Genomic DNA, 19,205 nt, shown 5'->3' with positions numbered 1-19,205 from the left:
AAATAAAGAATAAATAAATTTTAAAAGTGAATATAAATTCACCAAAAGCATTTGTACAGGACTTTATTCTCTAAATGAAAAATTAGCATTCAGCTAGGGATTTTTGCGTTAGATGATCGAGGAACGCAGAGCAGAAACGCAAAAGCCGAAAGCAATCACTTTCGGCTTTGATTAATCAGTTAAGGTACTCAATTGGCTGAACGATTAATTACAGCTGATTTCATCCCAGAACCAATTCGATTGAACTGGGCTTTCCCAGACGCCAGGGCCGTTTTTAGCTACGAAGCACTTACCGTTATGCGTCACTTTATCGCCATTACTCACTTGGCTAACACCTACTTGCCACCTAATAAATTCAGATGGATCGACAACCACTGGCGGCTCTGTCACAGGCGGTTCAACGGGTCTAGGATCTACCGGAGCAGGGTCAACAGGCGTTGGATCTGTCACAACTGGTGGTGTTGGCTCACCTGCGACTAGTTTCCAAGGGCCACCATTGGCAGGGTCATCTCCTTGTGTCCACCATTTCGCTTCATAAGTTGCGCCATTGTGAGTCACTTGGTCACCAGCGTTGTAAACCTTAGTCGCACTCCAACCGTTACCGCCGGGATCGGTTCCAGGGTCTACCGGATCAAGCTTATCGACCACTTTCACTTCAGGCCAACTTGCATGAGATCCATAGAAGTTGGTTACACACTTCTCGTAATCGCCCGGTACTAATGCAGAGTATGCCGTTTGGAAGCCGACTAACTCACACTCAAATGAGTAGCCTTCAGGACGGTCTGCGTAGTATTTCCAGTTACCATCCCAGTTGGTGTACAACACATCTGTTGCGCCGTTGAGGTTCAAGCTTCCGTATGGCGTTTGCTGCCAGCAGGTATTCTTTTCGTCTGCTTCAACAGGGATCTGGTAGTGCGCCGCTAGCCCTTCCCAGTAATGAATGCGGTTAACCGGTTGGCCCTTGTCTTTATTCTGTTCACCACACTCAATACCACCGTTGATTACATTGATGGTGGTACCAAAGCCATAACCAATACCCGCATCCAGTTCACGTTGAGATGGTGTCCAAGTACGGTCGATAACATGCAGCATCGCTGGCTTCGGTGATTGTGGCGTTAAGAAGAACCAAATAGCGGAAGCCAAGTTCAACCAAGAATCTGCAACTAGGCCCGGATTATTCAGCAGAACCGTTGCATCACCATCGAACATTACTTCAGAGAAAGCGCCGTAGTTAAAGTGGTAAGAAAGCTGTTTTGCACCACGGCCGAAATAACCCTGTCCAGCCGCACATGGCCAGCGTGCATTTTGCCAATCGTTCTGACCACAGCCTGTTGTGTAACCTTCTTGCCCTTCAGACCACCCCATTTCGCGAACATGTACTAGAGCTTGCTGCCACTCTTCTAAAGCCAACGGGTTATCAGAAGTATTATCTATCGCGATGTGACCACCTGTCTCTTGAGAGAAGTGAGCAAAAGACGTGATGATAGATTTCATACAGATGGCGTCAGAGTCACGGCCATCAGTGTACTCTCCACAGAACGCAGGGAATTTACCAATCGCACGTAGGAAACGTGTGTAAGTGTATTCTGGTGCAGCCATCTGAGTAAGGAAGTTCCATTCAGATTGAGAGAATACACGCTCAACTCGCTTTACGTTCTCAGGGTTGGAAGATAAACCGGGTTCTATCGCTTCAACGATGGTGTTCGAACGAGTTTGTAGTGCCTGTGACCAAATCGCGTACATAGGGTCCGAGGTTTTCACTTGCTCAGCAGCTTGTAAAGCCGACTTCTCAATCAGGTAACCATTCGGGTTTTGCGGATCGGGTTGAATGTTTAAAGACGCATAACTTTGTGCTGCTAAAGTGCAGCCCAATACTGTCGCCAAATATGTGATTTTTAACATGGTGGGTTCTCTTATCTGTCCTTAATAAGTCCATCAGAGAGTATGCGGCACGTGAGAAATGGCCTAGTTGTTACGGTATGTATTTATAAAAAGTGCGAGTTATAGTTTTATGTATAGTTAAGGGTAACAATGCGTCTCATGGTTTCTTGAGCTGATATCTAGTTTCCAACTAATTTGGTTTCTTACGCTCAATACCCCCTCAAACCACAACCATTGACTATGCGGCGTGGAAAACAAAAAAGCCCCGAACTGAGTTCGAGGCTTTTAATAACTAAATCAAATAGCAGTTAAATCTCTAAGAGATTATTCCCACTCGATAGTTGCTGGTGGTTTACCAGAAATATCGTAAACAACACGTGAAATGCCGTTAACTTCGTTGATAATACGGTTAGACACCTTACCTAGGAAGTCGTATGGTAGGTGTGCCCAGTGAGCAGTCATGAAGTCGATCGTCTCTACAGCACGTAGAGATACAACCCAATCGTACTTACGGCCATCGCCCATTACGCCAACTGAACGTACTGGTAGGAATACCGTGAATGCTTGAGATACTTTGTGGTAAAGGTCAGCTGCGTGAAGCTCTTCAATGAAGATAGCATCTGCGCGACGCAGTAGATCACAGTACTCTTTCTTGATTTCGCCAAGAACACGAACACCTAGACCTGGACCCGGGAATGGGTGGCGGTAAAGCATGTTGTATGGAAGACCTAGCTCTAGACCGATCTTACGTACTTCATCTTTAAACAGCTCACGTAGAGGCTCAACAAGGCCCATTTCCATATCATCAGGAAGACCACCAACGTTGTGGTGAGATTTGATTACGTGTGCTTTACCAGTCTTAGATGCTGCAGACTCGATTACGTCTGGGTAAATAGTACCTTGAGCAAGCCACTTAGCATTTGTCAGTTTCTTTGACTCTTCATCGAAGATATCCACGAATACGTGACCGATGATCTTACGCTTAGCTTCTGGTTCAGCTTCGCCTTTAAGCGCTTCTAGGAAACGATCTTCAGCGTCTACTTTGATGATGTTTAGACCAAACTTGTTGCCGAACATATCCATAACTTGCTCAGCTTCGTTCAGACGAAGTAGACCGTTATCTACGAATACACACGTTAGTTTGTCACCGATAGCGCGGTGAGCAAGCATTGCAACTACTGATGAATCAACACCACCAGAAAGACCAAGGATAACTTCGTCGTCGCCTACTTGCTCTTTAATACGTGCAACTGCATCTTCAATGATTGAAGCTGAAGTCCATAGACCTTCACAACCACAAACGTTAAGAACGAAGTTCTCAAGCATTTTCAGGCCATTCTTAGTGTGTGTTACTTCTGGATGGAATTGAACACCGAAGTATTTCTTCTCTTCGTTTGCCATTGCTGCGTATGGGCAAGTGTCTGTTTCAGCAACCTTTGTGAAATCCGATGGGATCTCAACCACTTTATCACCGTGGCTCATCCAAACATCTTGAGTAGACTCAAGGTCAGCGAACAGTGCTGATTCGCCAGTCACTTGTACCGCTGCGTAGCCGAACTCACGCTCAGTAGACGTTGCTACTTTACCGCCAAGTTGCTCAGCCATAGTTTGCATGCCGTAGCAGATACCAAATACAGGAACACCTGAATCAAACACGTACTGAGGTGCACGTGGAGAGTTATCTTCCGTTACACTCTCAGGGCCACCAGATAGGATGATACCGTCTGGATTGAATTCACGAATATCCGCTTCGTTTACGTCCCAGCTCCAAAGTTCACAGTAAACGCCGATCTCACGAATACGACGAGCAACTAGCTGTGTGTATTGAGAACCGAAGTCTAGAATTAGAATACGTTGGTCATGAATATTTTTAGTCATTTTAAGCAGTCTTATTGGCTATGTGATCAAACTGAGGCGAGTTTACTCACCTCTGATTAACTCTTCAAGAAATAAAGCAAACGTTTTCGTTAGGTATCTTTAACCTCGTGTTTTGAGAAAATCAGACCTTCATCAAAACAGGCAGTAGATATAATATCAATCACAGTAAGTGTTCAGGAATAGCGCAGGGAAAAAGCTTGAGAACAAGGCAGGATTTTCTGATGAGTAGTTATTCTACAATCAAAAATCCTAACGAAGTTATCGAAGTTTTTAACAAGCTAGGATGACCAGTTATTTACCACGATTGGTATAATAATGTGCCGATTTAATCAGCACATTATTCAAACGTTTGGACGTATTATTAACCTAAACGGTAGTTAGGTGCTTCTTTAGTAATTTGAACATCGTGTACGTGAGATTCTTTCATGCCCGCACCAGAAATACGAACAAACTCAGCTTTAGTACGCATGTCTTCAATCGTCGCAGAACCTGTTAGGCCCATGCTTGAACGTAGACCACCCATTTGTTGGTGAACAATCTCTTTTAGACGACCTTTGTACGCGATACGACCTTCAATACCTTCTGGAACAAGCTTATCTGCAGCGTTGTCAGATTGGAAGTAACGGTCAGAAGAACCTTGAGACATAGCGCCAAGAGAACCCATACCACGGTAAGACTTATAAGAACGACCGTTGTAAAGGATAACCTCACCTGGTGCTTCTTCAGTACCTGCGAACATTGAACCAACCATCACACAAGATGCGCCAGCAACGATAGCTTTACAGATATCACCAGAGAAGCGGATACCGCCATCTGCGATTACTGGAATACCGTATTCGTTTGCAACTTCTGCTGCGTCTGCAATTGCTGTTACTTGAGGAACACCAACACCAGTAACGATACGAGTTGTACAGATAGAACCAGGGCCGATACCAACTTTAACTGCACTTACACCCGCTTCGATAAGAGCACGAGCGCCAGTACCAGTTGCTACGTTACCACCGATGATTTGTAGATCTGGGTATGCAGCGCGAGTTTCGCGGATACGGTTAAGTACGCCTTCAGAGTGACCGTGTGAAGAGTCGATAAGTAGAACGTCTACGCCAGCTTCAACAAGAGCAGCAACACGCTCTTCGTTACCAGCACCAGCACCAACAGCTGCACCTACACGTAGGCTGCCGCGCTCATCTTTACAAGCATTTGGTTTACGTTCTGCTTTATGGAAGTCTTTTGCAGTGATCATTCCTGTTAGTTGGAAGTCATCATTTACAACAAGTACTTTTTCAACACGTGCTTCGTGCATTTTCTCTTGAACTTCTTCGCGAGTTGCACCTTCTTTAACAGAAGCTAGACGCGATTTAGGCGTCATTACTACGTCAACTTTCTTAGAAAGGTCTGTTACAAAGCGAACGTCACGGCCAGTAATGATACCAACCAGTTCGTTTGTTTCAGTCACTACAGGGAAGCCAGCAAAACCGTGCTTCTCAGTCAGGGTAACAACATCAGCAATCGTTGCATCAGGGCTTACTGTTACCGGGTGAGAAACCACGCCTGCTTCGTAAATTTTAACCTGGCGAACCATTTCAGCTTGCTGCTCGATAGACATGTTCTTGTGGATAAAGCCAATGCCACCTTCTTGCGCGAGTGCGATAGCCAGACGAGCTTCCGTCACGGTATCCATCGACGCAGAAATCATAGGGATGTTCAGTGAAATGTTTTTAGTCAACTGAGTGCGAAGATCAGCTGTGTTTGGGAGAACAGTGGAGTGAGCTGGCACGAGTAGTACGTCATCGAATGTCAGCGCTTCTTTGGCAATTCTTAGCATTTGCAATATCTCACAATTGAGGAGTAGAAAGAAAAATCCGACTTCATCGTTTCGCATAATGAAGTGCTTTGGATTAGATATTGCGGAGGGATTATACGCACGGAGAAATCGCTTGGCTACACATTTTTGTATTTTTAATTTGCATTCCTCCCCTTGATATGTATTATATTGCCGCTATCTTCCATACTCACGCCCTGTGAGATTCCAAGAAAGACCTTCCTTCAAGGAAAGATAGTGCTTCTATGACTAATCCAAACATCTTTACTGTTTCTCGCCTCAATTCAGAGGTTCGTCTCCTATTAGAAAACGAAATGGGAATAGTGTGGCTCGTTGGTGAAATCTCAAACTTCTCTGCACCTGTCTCTGGTCACTGGTACCTCACCCTTAAAGATTCCCTTGCTCAAGTTAAGTGTGCCATGTTTCGAGGCAATAACCGCCGAGTCACCTTTAGGCCTCAAAACGGCAATCAAGTATTAGTTAAAGCTCGCCTGTCTCTTTATGAGCCACGTGGTGACTATCAATTGATTATCGAAAGCATGCAGCCAGAAGGTGATGGTAAACTTCAGCAAGAGTTCGAAAAGCTGAAGATGAACCTTGCTGCTGAAGGGCTGTTCGCTCAATCGAGTAAACAAGCTCTTCCTGAGCACCCGAAGCGCGTAGGTGTTGTCACCTCTAAAACTGGCGCTGCGCTGTTTGATATTCTGGATGTCTTGAAAAGACGCGATCCTTCGCTACCGGTTGTGGTGTATCCAACCATGGTTCAGGGCGAAGAGGCGGCAATTCAGATTGCTCAGGCGATTGGACGTGCTAACGAACGCAATGAGTGTGATGTGTTAATCGTAGGCCGTGGTGGCGGTTCACTGGAAGACCTTTGGTGCTTCAACAACGAGATCGTTGCTCGCACTATTGCTGCAAGCCAGATTCCAATCATCAGCGCCGTCGGCCACGAAGTGGATGTCACTATTGCCGATTTCGTTGCCGATATGCGCGCTCCAACGCCATCAGCTGCGGCTGAATTGGTTAGCCGTGACAACAGTCATAAAGAGCAAGCTTTTGCCTCTAAACGTGCTCGCTTGGTGAGTGCGATTCGCCACGTGTTGATCAAACAAGCGCAATCGACTCAAGCACTGAAACACCGCTTAGAAAGACAACACCCAACCTACCAACTGCAAAAGCAGAGTCAGCAGCTTGATGACCTAGATATGCGTTTGCGTCGTGGTATGACTCAATACCTAAAGCAGCACGCACTGCGTGTCGAACGTAAGCAGCACCAACTTCAATTGAACTCACCTGTTAAGCGCCTTGGTGAACAAAAACTGCATCTGCAACGTTCAGAGCAAAAGCTATTAGATGCGATGGATAAAACCCTGCTAACCACTCGCCACCAGCTTGCGATGGCTGCCGAGAAATTAGAGACCGTCAGTCCACTGGCAACCCTAAAGCGTGGCTACAGCATTACTCATTCAGAATCGAGCAAGACTGTGTCATCGATTAACGATGTCGAAGTCGGTGAAGTGATCACCACTCAGGTTGAAGATGGCATGATTGAGTCGCAAGTGACGGCAAGAGCAACTAAGAGCTAATTCGAACGTTAAAAACTAGAAAGCCCTATCGATAATCGACAGGGCTTTTTGTATCTAATAAGAATACTCAGTAAAAAGGTTATTCCGCAGCTTGGAACTTGAACTTTACTCTCGACTTAGATTTAAGCTCGTTACACTCACCATTACAAAAATAGCTCGCGGCACCACAGGCTTGAAGTTTCTCTAACTGACTACTGCACTCTGGGCAAAACCCTGCTTTAGTAAAATGTGCCTGACAACTTTCACAGTGGTATTGTCCGTCCCAACCAAGCTCTGACTGACACTTAGGGCAGATATTTTCACTCATTAGTATTTCCTAATTCACGACTCTTTTTACAATCTACTACTGCTTGGATTTTGCTTGTTTGATTTGGTACATGTTCTTATCAGCTTGTGTGATCAACTGTTCTAACCCCTGTGGATCTTTTTCACAAGCAAGACCAACACTCACTGAGAACTGCACATCATTAATATAAAGCGCTTGTTGTAGTATTTGTTCTAGTCGGTGATAAAAACTAACAACGCTATCTTTGTCATCAAAACAAGAGAACACCACAAATTCATCACCACCATAACGGCCTATCTTGGCACCCGCTGAAGTGGCATTATCAAGCACTCTAGCAACCGCCAATAGTACATCATCACCAAAGCTGTGACCGAAGGAGTCATTGATTGATTTGAATTTATCGACATCGACAAACAGACACGCCATCACCTTCTGTGCAAAACAGCGCTTGGCCAAGATCTTTTCCGCTTCATTGAATAAAGCTCGACGATTCAAGCAATGAGTAAGAGAATCACGATTCGCAAAAAAGTTAAGCTGGTTTTCTAGCTCGTACTTTTCTAATGCCACTGAATATAGAGAAGCGAGCAGTTCTAAGATCTCAAGCTCGAATTCATGTGGCTCGGAAACATGTTGGCTGTATATAGCGAAAGTGCCAAGCACGTGACCATTTGAAGAAAGAATTGGCACAGACCAGCACGCACGAAGATTAGCTTGGTTTGTTAACGCCAAGAAAGGTGCCCAGTTAGGGTGGGTATTGATGTCTGAGACCATCACTGCTTTTTTAAGCGCAGCAGCCTCACCACACGAACCAATTCCAACACCTATACCAACGCCCTCTATCTGCTGATTATAGAAATCAGGCAAATCCGGAGCATATTCAAGGTGCAAAGTCTGAGACTCAGCGTTGAGCATTAAAATTGAAGCCATACGCTGACCAAAAAGCTGTTCTGTGAGCTCTATGATCTTGCGGTTTAAGTCCTTGCGATCCATCCCAAGTGCAAGCTTCCGAAGCAACCTATTGACTGCTCGGTGGCCTTCTAATAAAAATTGTTGTTCCATTCACTAAAGCTTTCAATTATTTAATCGGGTACAGCTTGTTCTTATGCTAGCGTGTTATTGGTTAATAATAACACACTTAATTACCACGACACACAATCGAAGATCATAGGTTGATCTTTCGCTTTATCTATTTTGATCAGCGATCTACCCCAAAAAGAATATTTATATCACCACACACCGAAAGCATAAGTTACATGTGCTGCATTTCAATTTTAAACAGTCAATTATATTAAAAGTGACAACAAAAAACAGGATAAACAGCACAAGCCATTCCGATCTATTACTCAAATCATCGAGTTACATGCGTCAGCATTTCAATGTTTTGGTCATCTAACTGGGTTAACCTAACGTACAGCGCACCAAATTCTGCGGTATTCCCAATGTGTGTACCACCACAAGGAATGGTCACCTGAGTATCTGCGTCAAGCTGCCACTCCCAGTAACGAGAGTCTGTTAACGCCTCCCCCTCTAGCCTCATCGTAACCGCCGTTGGTTGTGCTAACCAAACAGAAATCAGCTCATTAACATCTGCTTCAATGACCTCAAGGTTTGCTAGCATATCTGCCACATTAAGACCGCGCTTCTTCAAGGTTTTACCCAAGCGATAAGTGTCTGTACATTGTTCAGGCGTTACAAAGCTGGTTACTTGAGCGTAGCTATTAAAGTCATAGCTGCCCAGTGGATCTTTGCGGTCTGCATCTTTGCGCCAATAGCTGTCAGATAAGACCTTATTCAACGCTAAGAAGGCGACGTGTCCCGCGCTATGACCACGGCTAAGGCTTGTTTGATATTCTTTATCAACCGATAACGATACCTGCTCGTTAATAGTTATCGTAGAAGCAGATGCAGGTAGCTGATGGACCACCACAAATACCCAACCCTCTGTATCTCGCTTAACAGGAATATCAGCTGCTACATAAAGTTTGCCAGTAGATTGTTCTATCGCACCCACTAAGCAATCATCAACGGTATATTGCAGGTCACCAAAATTAACAGTGCCTTTATCCGCTGGGTGATCTGGCCATATGTGGCTAATAGGGTGAAAAGGAGTCACATCTGTGATTAAGTAGGCTTTGCTCTCATCACTTTCAACATGCAGAACCTTTGCCTCAAGCTGCCAAGTCTGGTGGCAGAATTGGGTGATGGTCGGTGTGATTGCTGCAGGTGTAATCAAGTCGCTCGTTGTCATGTCGTTCTTCTTTTGGAATCTAGTCTAGGTCACTTACTGATAACTCCTCGCAAAGTGCGGTTATCAGATAACGTAAATTTTGCTAAAAAAAATACCCGAGACAGGCTCGGGTATCAAATCTATTAGGGAGGGCTATTTACGTCCTTTAACCATGCTCATCATACGCTTACGCTTGCGCTCTTGAGAGATAGTTAGCTTGTTCGTCTTAGCTTCAAATGGGTTTTCGCTGTTCTGGAATTGAATGCGAATTGGCGTACCCATGATTTCTAGTGAACGACGGTAGTAGTTCATCAGGAATCGCTTGTATGAATCTGGCAAGTCACGAACTTGGTTACCGTGGATAACGATAATTGGTGGGTTATAACCACCCGCGTGCGCGTATTTCAGTTTCACACGACGGCCACGAACCATAGGTGGTTGGTGATCATCAGTCGCCATCTTCATGATACGAGTTAGAACTGACGTACCAACACGGGTTGTCGCTGACTTGTAAGCCTCTTGAACCGATTCAAACAAGTGACCAACACCAGTTCCGTGAAGTGCAGAGATGAAGTGAATACGTGCGAAATCAACGAAACCTAAACGACGGTCTAGCTCTTTCTTAACGCGTTCTTTCACGTCGTTATCTAGGCCATCCCATTTGTTTACTGCGATCACGATTGAACGACCAGCGTTCAATGCAAAGCCTAGTAAGCTCAAGTCTTGATCTGAGATGTTCTCACGAGCATCAATCACAAGTAGAACAACGTTCGCGTCTTCAACCGCTTTCAACGTTTTAACAACCGAGAATTTCTCTACGGTCTCGTTGATGTTTTTACGACGACGTACACCCGCAGTATCGATCAGAACATACTCACGCTCGTCACGGCTCATTGGGATGTAGATTGAATCACGAGTAGTACCTGGCATATCGTAAACAACCACGCGCTCTTCACCTAGGATACGGTTAGTTAGCGTTGATTTACCTACGTTTGGACGACCAATAATTGCAAGCTTGATTGGCTGATCTTGCAGACGCTTGAACTCTTGTTCCGCTTCTTCTTCAGTGAAGTCAACCTGCTCTGCTTCTTCGTCTTCAAATTCTGTTAGATCGCTAATTTCACCCTGCTCAGCTTTAAGTGCTTCAGCAAATGGGTTTAGAGCAAGATCAATCAGTGCTGTAACACCACGGCCGTGCGCAGCAGCGATTTGGTACATGTCTTCTACACCTAGCTGCCAGAAGTCAGCACTTGCTGCATCAGGGTCAATACCATCAACCTTGTTTACTACAAGCATTGAAGGCTTTTCTAGTTGGCGAAGGTGCTTCGCGATAGCAACGTCAGATGGTGTTAGACCAGCACGACCATCTACCATGAACAGCACAACATCAGCTTCGTCGATCGCTGCTAATGACTGCTCTGCCATTTTAGTTTCAACACCTTCTTCAGTACCGTCGATACCACCAGTGTCGATAACAATAAACTCATGCTCACCAAGTTGAGCATGGCCATATTTACGGTCACGCGTTAAGCCAGGGAAATCCGCAACCAATGCATCACGAGTTCGAGTCAATCGGTTAAACAACGTAGATTTACCTACGTTCGGACGCCCTACTAGAGCAACAACAGGTACCATAACAACCTCTACAATTTCTTCTCTTAATGTAGTTATAGGTAAGCACTTGTTCGCAAGTTTAAACTCTTACCTATAACCACATGGTTTATTAATTTTTAACAACAAAACGGCTCCTGGCTGTTACCAACCAGGAGCCGACTGTGAATTATATCACGCTTTTATTGGCTAATCGTCAGTTTCTTTACATCGCCGTTGCGAGTCGTCACTAAGTAGCCTTCAGGCAGTTCAATTGGCGCTACAGCAAAACCGCTGTCATCAACCAACTGCTGAGCAACGAACTCACCTGTTGAACGATCTAACCAGTGTAGATAACCTTCTGTGTCACCCACAACAACGTATCCGTTAATGATAGCAGGTGCTGTCAGTAAACGGTTTTCTAGCAGTGGAGTACTCCACAGTTCAGTACCGCTACGAGCATCAACTGCAACCACATGATCCTTATCTGTAACAAGGAACAAACGGCTGCCGTCACTTGCTAAATCAATCGCTGACGAGTAGTTACGTTTCCAAACTGGCTTACCAGAGCGTAGATCAATGGCAATCAACTGACCATTGATACCAACCGTGTACAAAGTACCCCCCAGTACTACTGGCGATGCATCCACATCAACCAAGCGATCGATTTCCGTCGCGCCCTTGGGTGTACCAACAGGTTGTTGCCAAATTAACTGACCGCGCTCAACAATAGCTGCTGCTAGACGACCATTTGCCGTACCCCAGAACACACCACCAGAAACCGCAACAGGAGCACTGTCGCCACGTAGAGTCAGGCTTGGAACTTCAGTACTGATTGTCCACTTCTGTTCACCGGTCTCTTGGTCTAGCGCGAGCATCATACCGCGGCTAGTGTGAACCAAGACCATGTTGTTGTCAGTGGCAGGAGATGCTAGCACCTCACCGTTTACCGATATACGCCACAGCTCTTCGCCAGTCGATTCATCCAGTGCGATTACTTCACCGTTTTCAGAACCAACAAACACTTTGCCGTAAGCTGCAGTTAAGCCACCAGACAAACGAGCCAGCACATCTTTCTCAAGATCTGTTTTCCACAGCTCTTTACCCGTTTCAGGATCAAGCGCTTTAACCAGGCCTTCACGGCTTGCAACAAACACTTTGTCGTAAGCCAGCTCAGGTGTCAGTTTTGAAAAGTAATGACCAACACCATCACCAACCGAAGTCGACCATTCCTGTTTAGGAGTGAACTCACTGTTTACCGTTGGTACTGGCGCCATGATTACGGTGTCTTCTTCACCCGCACAGCCAGCTAATAGGCCAAGAGCAATCGCACACAACGCTGCTTTTGGAAACATCTTCTTCATTCAAAGCGCCTTATTTAGCTAGGTCGTCAAGTTTGATTTGAAGCGTTTGGCTCGCATCAACAGCTTGCTGTGCTTCTGTGTAAGCACTGTATGCTGCGTCTGTGTCGCCTTTACGAAGTGAGATATCACCACGTAATTCAGCCACGCGGCCTTTCCAAGATTCGTCCGTTACTGCAGCAAGATCAGACAAAGCAGCATCAAATTCACCTTGCTCAGCTTTGATACGAGCAACACGATAAGTCAGTAGTGGCGAGAGTGCCGCATCCTTAGTTGCCGCTTTTGCCCACTCTAGCTGCTCAAGTGCTGCAGATAATTCACCCGCTTGTACTTGTACTTTTGCTAGCTGCATAGCCGCAAGTACTGAGTATTCAGCGTCTTTGTTTGCGTCAATAAAAGCTTGAATATCAGATTGAGCATCAACGCCTTTTGCATCTAAAGCAGAGATCACTGTCGTGTAGCTTTCTGAAGCAGCTTCACGCGCCTCAACTACTGAATCTTGGTAGTAGCGCCAACCGAATAGACCACCTAAACCAATAACCGCACCGAAGATTACGGCTTTACCGTTCTCTTTCCACCAATCTTTAATGGCTTCAACCTGCTGCTCTTCACTATCGTAAAGTTCCACTTCCTGTCCTCTTTAATTCTTTAAACGCCAGCATAGTGCTGACGTTAATATTCGTTATGAGCGCTTGCTCTAAGGCTAATTAGATTAGCGCAGCTACTTTGGCAGCAACGTCTGCTTGGGCAACAACTTCTTGTTCACCACCAACCAGATCTTTCAATACCACAGTGTTGTCTGCTACTTCGTTTTCACCCAGTACCAGAGCAACTACAGCACCTACTTTGTCTGCACGTTTGAATTGCTTCTTGAAGCTACCACCACCGAAGTGGCTCATTACACGTACACCCTCAACGGTATCACGTAATTGATTCGCTAGTTGCATGCCCGCGATCATTGTGCCTTCGCCAGCTGCAACCATGTAAACGTCAACACTGCGACGAACTTCTGTTAGCTCTAGCGTTTCCATCATTAGGACTAGACGCTCTAAGCCCATTGCGAAACCAACAGCTGGTGTTGCTTTACCACCCAGTTGCTCAACAAGACCGTCGTAACGACCACCGCCACATACGGTACCTTGAGCACCTAGGCTTTCAGTGATCCACTCAAATACTGTGCGGTTGTAGTAATCCAAACCACGTACTAGACGCTCGTTAACTTGGTATTCGATACCAACAGCATCAAGAAGTTCACACAAACCAGCAAAATGTTGCTTCGACTCTTCACCTAAGTATTCAGAAAGTCGAGGTGCGTCACCTAAGATAGCTTGAACGTCTGGGTTCTTAGTATCTAGGACACGAAGTGGGTTTGTGTGCATGCGACGTTTACAATCTTCGTCTAGCACATCGATGTGCTGTTCTAAGAAAGCAACAAGTGCTGTACGGTAGTTTGCGCGATCTTCAGTAGAACCGATTGAGTTCAGCTCTAGCCGAACGTGCTTGTCGATGCCTAGCTCACGCCATAGACGCGCCGTCATCATGATGAGTTCTGCGTCAACGTCTGGACCGTCTAGACCAAATACTTCTACACCACATTGGTGGAATTGACGGTAGCGACCTTTCTGAGGACGCTCGTGACGGAACATTGGTCCCATGTACCATAGGCGTTGTTCATCACGGTTAATAAGGCTGTTTTGGATGCATGAACGTACACAACCCGCTGTGCCTTCTGGACGTAGCGTTAGGCTATCGCCGTTACGGTCATCAAAGGTGTACATCTCTTTTGAAACAACGTCTGTCTCTTCACCCACTGCGCGGCTAAATAGGTTTGTTTCTTCGACGATAGGCATACGCACTTCGTTGTAACCGTGTGCACTCACCACGTTCTTCACTGCGTTTTCTACTTTCTGCCACAGTGGTGATTGAGTCGGTAGGCAGTCGTTCATGCCTCGGATTGCTTGGATATTTTTAGCCACAATATTTATTCCGTAATTTCTCACGACCAGGTGTTGATGCGAATAGACAACCGCACCTCATCGCGTTTTATTAATCTTCTAGGTTTTCTACATCAATACGATTTGCTTTATCAAGCACTGATGCTTTTGCTCGAATCTTAGCTTCAAGCTGATCAACAAGGTCGTTGTTGTCAAAGCGCTCTTTCTGACGCTTACCATCTTCGTAAAAGGCACTCTTACGGGCACTACCCGCTAGACCTAGATGAGATACTTCCGCTTCACCTGGGCCGTTCACCACACAACCGATGATAGAAACATCCATTGGGGTAATTACGTCTTCTAGACGCTCTTCAAGCGCGTTTACGGTGTTAATAACATCGAACTCTTGGCGAGAACAGCTCGGACACGCGATGAAGTTGATACCGCGCGAGCGAATGCGTAAAGATTTAAGAATATCGAAGCCAACTTTGATCTCTTCAACAGGATCCGCCGCTAGTGAGATACGTAGCGTATCGCCAATACCTTCAGAAAGAAGCATACCTAAGCCAACAGAAGACTTAACCGCACCAGCACGTGCACCACCAGCTTCGGTAATACCAAGGTGAAGCGGTTGATCAATCTGTTTCGCCAGTAAACGGTATGAACCTACAGCTAGGAATACGTCAGATGCCTTAACGCTCACTTTAAATTGATCAAAGTCGAGACGGTCTAAGATATCTACGTGACGCATTGCTGATTCAACAAGCGCCTCTGCTGTTGGCTCTGTGTATTTCTCTTGAATCTCTTTTTCAAGAGAACCACCGTTAACACCAATACGAATCGGAATATTCATATCACGAGCACAATCAACAACTGAGCGGATACGGCTTTCGTTGCCGATGTTACCTGGGTTGATACGTAGACAGTCTACACCGTACTCAGCCACTTTCAGTGCGATACGGTAGTCAAAGTGAATGTCAGCGACCAAAGGAACAGAAACCTGCTGCTTGATTTGCTTAAATGCTTCAGCGGCATCCATAGTCGGTACAGATACGCGAACGATATCAGCGCCTACATTTTCCAGAGCTCGGATCTGAGCAACGGTTGCGGCTACGTCTGTTGTTCTTGTGTTGGTCATGGATTGCACAGCAATAGGTGCACCATCACCGATCGGCACATCACCCACATAAATACGGGTTGATTTGCGACGAATAATAGGAGATTCGTGTTGCATATTAACTCTAAGGTAAGGTTATTCTAGCTACTTTGCCTGAAGTATACCCAGAAAGGTCGACAGGTTCACTTGCAAATGTCATTGATACGGCTTCTGGCGCACCTAGAATCACTTTATATGGCGCTGTTCCTGATAGATTTAGTGACTGACCCGCTTTTTTGATACCAGTTGACAAGGTTTTGCCGGTCGCATCTTTAACTTGAATCCAACAGTCTGCAGTAAACTGCATCGTTAGCGCTTTGGTTGACACTTCAGGTGTTGTTTCAGGAGCAGGTGTTGCTTCAACGGTTTCTAATTCAACAGCTGGTTCTACGTCGACTGCTGGTTGTTCATCTGCCACGTCAAGTGCAGCTAAAGTATCTGCTGCATCACTGATTGCAGCAAGTCCTTCAGTATCTTCAATCACAGAGGCCGCAGCGTCGTTCTGTTCAGCTTCAATCACTTCTAAAGAGGCGAACTCAGGGTCCAGTGACTCTTCCACCGCAAGCTCTTCTGAACTTTCAGTGTTAGCCAGAGATTGAGATAGGGTGTCTTGTTGTTGATTCTGCCACCACCACAGTGAAGAGATACCGACAATAACTGCAAAGATACCCCAAGTCAGCAGCATAATACGGCTGTTGTGCTTTTCTGTTTTCGTCTTGCGAGAAAAGCTCAGCATTTCTTGATCTTCATGTTGAGCATCACCGGAATGGCGAAGCGCGTTCAATACCACTTTTTCATCAAGATTGACGTATTTCGCGTATGAACGGATATAACCACGCATAAAGGTTGCGACTTGGTCTGACTCAAATTGGTTTTCTTCAATTTGTTGAATTAAAGAGATGCGTAGTTTAAGACGATCCGAGATCTGCTTTTGTGTTAAACCAAGAGCTTCTCGTTGATTTTTCAGTAGCGTCCCCGCTTCTAGAGCTGGAGCGATTGGTTCTTGCGCTTGTGTGTCGTGTTCTGTGTTCATAGAGAGTGAACTTCTAAAATATTATCGCAGGTCGACGAGAGCGTTTTTTATTGTCGTTTAAGCTCATTCTAGCAACCCACTTGTGTGGAATTTGTCCTGTTACCCAACTCATCAACCCTTAGAGACGAACGACATGCATTTTATTATTAGTGACGTTCTCAGGAAGCTAGTTTATCAAGTAGCCAACCTAAATAGACATATTGATGGTCGGTAACAAGCGAGCACTTAAATTAATTTAAGATTAGTTAATCATAAGCTAATGCCATTACAAGGCAAAAATACTTTCAACAAAATTTACCGTCAGCTCATGCTTTTGTCCAAAAATTGACGAAAAATGTAAGAAAGCGTGGGCAAGAAGTCCAAAAAATAGAAAACGAAGCCCCAAAAACGCAACAAGCCAGAAGTAAGACTTCTGGCTTGTTTAGATTCAAATCGCGTTTTAAACCGCTTTTACTTCAATCACACCACCGGCAACCAAGTTAGCTTCTGAAGCTGCTTTAAGCATTTTAGTACGCTTAGTTCTATCGATAACATCACCAACCAACTGGCCACATGCTGCATCAATATCGTCACCACGCGTTTTACGAACCGTTACTGTGTAGTCGTATTCCATTAGCGTTTTTTGGAATCGGTCAATACGAGAGTTGCTTGGCTTCTTGTATGGTGAACCTGGGTAAGGATTAAATGGAATCAGGTTGATCTTACATGGCGTATCTTTCATTAGCTCTGCAAGTTCACGAGCGTGGTCCATATCGTCATTCACATGATCCAATAGAACATACTCTACCGTTACTTTACCGCGGTTAGCATTTGAAGAAGCAATGTAGCGACGTACAGACGCTAGGAAATCTTGGATATCCCAGCGGTCGTTAATCGGCATGATTTGGCTACGAAGTTCATCGTTTGGCGCGTGCAGAGAGATAGCAAGTGCTACATCGATGTTATCTGTCATTTGATCAAGGCCAGATACAACACCTGAAGTAGATACTGTTACGCGACGCTTAGACAGTGCGAAACCTAGGTCATCAAGCATGATCTCTAATGATGGCATTAGGTTTTTCATATTTAATAGCGGCTCGCCCATACCCATCATTACAACGTTAGTAATTGGACGGCGACCTGTCTCTTTCTCTAGACCGATTTCACGAGATGCACGCCAGATTTGCCCCACGATCTCAGAAACTTTTAGGTTACGGTTAAAACCTTGTTGAGCAGTCGAGCAGAATTTACACTCTAGTGCACAACCAACCTGTGAAGATACACATAGAGTCGCACGGTCACCGTCTGGGATGTACACCGTCTCAACATCTTGGTCGCCAACGCTCATCGCCCACTTAATTGTGCCGTCTGAAGAGTGTTGAGCCTCAGAAACAACGGGAGCAACAATTTCACAACGGCGTTGAAGTTTTTCACGCAGCTTTTTGTTGATGTTGTTCATATTTTCGAAGTCATCGACACCGAAGTGATACATCCACTTCATCACTTGATCTGCGCGAAAAGCTTTCTCATTCAATTCTTCTGTGAAAAATTTACGAAGACCTTTACGATCAAAATCGAGTAGATTGACTTTAGCTGTGGTCATGATGCCTCTCAATGACGGAACAATAATTAAGGGCGCGAATTGTACAGCCTTTACGCATGTTCAACAAGGGCTGTAAAACCCTGTGTTTACTAAGACATTCAAACTTAAGTGATTAAAAATCAAACAACCCTATTTTCAGGCTGAGATTTAGCGGATTTGGGGTGAAAAGTGTGAGCACTCATCAATTAAATCCCTAAGGTTGATGAAGTCTCAGTTCCCACTACTCCAAAGCTGAGAGGCGAGATATCTGGAGTCTCCAACAACAAACAGAGATTCCCGACTACGCTCTTTCATCGCTATCGGGAATAGCGACTAGGTAAACTATCCCGAACGTAAAATCCACACACAAAAAAGGCCTCACCGAAGTGAAGCCTTTAGAATCATTTGCTGTGTCGCTTATTGAGCTGGACGTGAGCAAATCTCAGATTCTGGGAAGAAGAACTCGATTTCACGAGCTGCAGACTCTGGGCTATCGCTGCCGTGTACAGAGTTGTAACGCATGCTGATTGCGTAATCAGCGCGGATAGTGCCACATGCCGCTTCTTCTGGGTTTGTTTTGCCCATAAGTTCACGGTAACGAACGATTGCGTTTTCGCCTTCTAGTACTTGAACCATGATAGGACCAGAAGTCATGAACTCTTTTAGTGGACCAAAGAATTCTTTGCCTTCGTGTTCCGCGTAGAAGCCGCTCGCTTGCTCTTCAGTCAGATGAACCATCTTAGCAGCGATAATTTCTAGGCCTGCTTTTTCGATGCGGTGGTAGATTTCACCTACAAGGTTACGCTTAACTGCATCCGGCTTAACAATTGAGAACGTTCTTTCTAGAGCCATAGGGATTCCTTCACTTCATTTTTTTGTTATTAAATACT

15 protein-coding genes are annotated in these 19,205 nt (G+C 45.2%); 1 reads left to right on the top strand and 14 read right to left on the bottom strand.

All coding sequences use genetic code 11. From position 1 onward, the window contains the following. Positions 1 to 204 precede the first annotated feature (204 nt). From A3712_RS05640 to guaB, 3 genes are all read right to left on the bottom strand, one after another. Entirely contained in the window at positions 205 to 1,902 is a 1,698-nt protein-coding gene (locus A3712_RS05640; RefSeq protein WP_063522641.1) for a chitinase, read from the bottom strand. 303 nt (positions 1,903 to 2,205) lie between these two features. Next, positions 2,206 to 3,759: a glutamine-hydrolyzing GMP synthase gene (gene guaA / locus A3712_RS05635; protein ID WP_063522640.1), complete on the bottom strand. Its 1,554-nt coding sequence runs from the start codon at positions 3,757 to 3,759 to the stop codon at positions 2,206 to 2,208. 361 nt (positions 3,760 to 4,120) lie between these two features. Then, positions 4,121 to 5,584: an IMP dehydrogenase gene (gene guaB, locus A3712_RS05630; RefSeq protein WP_063522747.1), complete on the bottom strand. Its 1,464-nt coding sequence runs from the start codon at positions 5,582 to 5,584 to the stop codon at positions 4,121 to 4,123. Positions 5,585 to 5,826: 242 nt separating this feature from the next. Between guaB and xseA the strand changes: the two genes are divergently transcribed. Further along, positions 5,827 to 7,167: an exodeoxyribonuclease VII large subunit gene (gene xseA / locus A3712_RS05625; protein ID WP_063522639.1), complete on the top strand. Its 1,341-nt coding sequence runs from the start codon at positions 5,827 to 5,829 to the stop codon at positions 7,165 to 7,167. 79 nt (positions 7,168 to 7,246) lie between these two features. Here the strand turns inward: xseA and A3712_RS05620 are convergent, their stop codons facing one another. From A3712_RS05620 to ndk, 11 genes are all read right to left on the bottom strand, one after another. After that, on the bottom strand, positions 7,247 to 7,474 hold the full coding sequence (locus A3712_RS05620; protein ID WP_063522638.1) for a zinc ribbon domain-containing protein: 228 nt from the start codon (positions 7,472 to 7,474) through the stop codon (positions 7,247 to 7,249). 36 nt (positions 7,475 to 7,510) lie between these two features. Next, the gene (locus tag A3712_RS05615; RefSeq protein ID WP_063522637.1) at positions 7,511 to 8,512 is read right to left on the bottom strand and encodes a GGDEF domain-containing protein; all 1,002 of its coding nucleotides are present in this window, start codon (positions 8,510 to 8,512) and stop codon (positions 7,511 to 7,513) included. 289 nt (positions 8,513 to 8,801) lie between these two features. Then, the gene (locus tag A3712_RS05610; RefSeq protein ID WP_063522636.1) at positions 8,802 to 9,701 is read right to left on the bottom strand and encodes a hypothetical protein; all 900 of its coding nucleotides are present in this window, start codon (positions 9,699 to 9,701) and stop codon (positions 8,802 to 8,804) included. Between the two features lie 132 nt (positions 9,702 to 9,833). After that, on the bottom strand, positions 9,834 to 11,315 hold the full coding sequence (gene der / locus A3712_RS05605; RefSeq protein ID WP_004740325.1) for a ribosome biogenesis GTPase Der: 1,482 nt from the start codon (positions 11,313 to 11,315) through the stop codon (positions 9,834 to 9,836). A 158-nt stretch (positions 11,316 to 11,473) separates the two neighbouring features. Then, entirely contained in the window at positions 11,474 to 12,634 is a 1,161-nt protein-coding gene (bamB, locus tag A3712_RS05600; protein WP_063522635.1) for an outer membrane protein assembly factor BamB, read from the bottom strand. A 10-nt stretch (positions 12,635 to 12,644) separates the two neighbouring features. Beyond that, the gene (locus A3712_RS05595; RefSeq protein WP_008222763.1) at positions 12,645 to 13,259 is read right to left on the bottom strand and encodes a YfgM family protein; all 615 of its coding nucleotides are present in this window, start codon (positions 13,257 to 13,259) and stop codon (positions 12,645 to 12,647) included. 79 nt (positions 13,260 to 13,338) lie between these two features. Further along, the gene (gene hisS, locus A3712_RS05590) at positions 13,339 to 14,607 is read right to left on the bottom strand and encodes a histidine--tRNA ligase (protein WP_063522634.1); all 1,269 of its coding nucleotides are present in this window, start codon (positions 14,605 to 14,607) and stop codon (positions 13,339 to 13,341) included. A 70-nt stretch (positions 14,608 to 14,677) separates the two neighbouring features. Beyond that, positions 14,678 to 15,799 carry a flavodoxin-dependent (E)-4-hydroxy-3-methylbut-2-enyl-diphosphate synthase gene (gene ispG / locus A3712_RS05585; protein WP_063522633.1) on the bottom strand — a complete coding sequence of 374 codons (1,122 nt, stop codon included), beginning with the start codon at positions 15,797 to 15,799 and terminating at the stop codon, positions 14,678 to 14,680. 7 nt (positions 15,800 to 15,806) lie between these two features. After that, positions 15,807 to 16,754, bottom strand: coding sequence for a cytoskeleton protein RodZ (rodZ, locus tag A3712_RS05580; protein ID WP_063522632.1), 948 nt, complete (start codon positions 16,752 to 16,754; stop codon positions 15,807 to 15,809). Between the two features lie 439 nt (positions 16,755 to 17,193). Continuing rightward, positions 17,194 to 18,336, bottom strand: a complete 1,143-nt coding sequence (locus A3712_RS05575; RefSeq protein WP_004740331.1) for a bifunctional tRNA (adenosine(37)-C2)-methyltransferase TrmG/ribosomal RNA large subunit methyltransferase RlmN — start codon at positions 18,334 to 18,336, stop codon at positions 17,194 to 17,196. A gap of 396 nt (positions 18,337 to 18,732) precedes the next feature. After that, positions 18,733 to 19,167, bottom strand: a complete 435-nt coding sequence (gene ndk, locus A3712_RS05570; protein WP_063522631.1) for a nucleoside-diphosphate kinase — start codon at positions 19,165 to 19,167, stop codon at positions 18,733 to 18,735. Positions 19,168 to 19,205 lie beyond the last annotated feature (38 nt).

It is taken from the genome of Vibrio sp. HI00D65, from assembly GCF_001635455.1.
GTDB lineage: Bacteria > Pseudomonadota > Gammaproteobacteria > Enterobacterales > Vibrionaceae > Vibrio.
The sequence above is the reverse complement of the archived record's forward strand: the minus strand, read 5'-3'. Positions and strand labels throughout refer to the sequence as shown.

Coding starts and splice junctions, on each gene's coding strand:
- A3712_RS05640 (WP_063522641.1), bottom strand. CDS start 1,902: ATGTTAAAAATCACATATTTGGCGACAGTATTGGGCTGCACTTTAGCA.
- guaA (WP_063522640.1), bottom strand. CDS start 3,759: ATGACTAAAAATATTCATGACCAACGTATTCTAATTCTAGACTTCGGT.
- guaB (WP_063522747.1), bottom strand. CDS start 5,584: ATGCTAAGAATTGCCAAAGAAGCGCTGACATTCGATGACGTACTACTC.
- xseA (WP_063522639.1), top strand. CDS start 5,827: ATGACTAATCCAAACATCTTTACTGTTTCTCGCCTCAATTCAGAGGTT.
- A3712_RS05620 (WP_063522638.1), bottom strand. CDS start 7,474: ATGAGTGAAAATATCTGCCCTAAGTGTCAGTCAGAGCTTGGTTGGGAC.
- A3712_RS05615 (WP_063522637.1), bottom strand. CDS start 8,512: ATGGAACAACAATTTTTATTAGAAGGCCACCGAGCAGTCAATAGGTTG.
- A3712_RS05610 (WP_063522636.1), bottom strand. CDS start 9,701: ATGACAACGAGCGACTTGATTACACCTGCAGCAATCACACCGACCATC.
- der (WP_004740325.1), bottom strand. CDS start 11,315: ATGGTACCTGTTGTTGCTCTAGTAGGGCGTCCGAACGTAGGTAAATCT.
- bamB (WP_063522635.1), bottom strand. CDS start 12,634: ATGAAGAAGATGTTTCCAAAAGCAGCGTTGTGTGCGATTGCTCTTGGC.
- ispG (WP_063522633.1), bottom strand. CDS start 15,799: ATGCAACACGAATCTCCTATTATTCGTCGCAAATCAACCCGTATTTAT.
- rodZ (WP_063522632.1), bottom strand. CDS start 16,754: ATGAACACAGAACACGACACACAAGCGCAAGAACCAATCGCTCCAGCT.
- A3712_RS05575 (WP_004740331.1), bottom strand. CDS start 18,336: ATGACCACAGCTAAAGTCAATCTACTCGATTTTGATCGTAAAGGTCTT.
- ndk (WP_063522631.1), bottom strand. CDS start 19,167: ATGGCTCTAGAAAGAACGTTCTCAATTGTTAAGCCGGATGCAGTTAAG.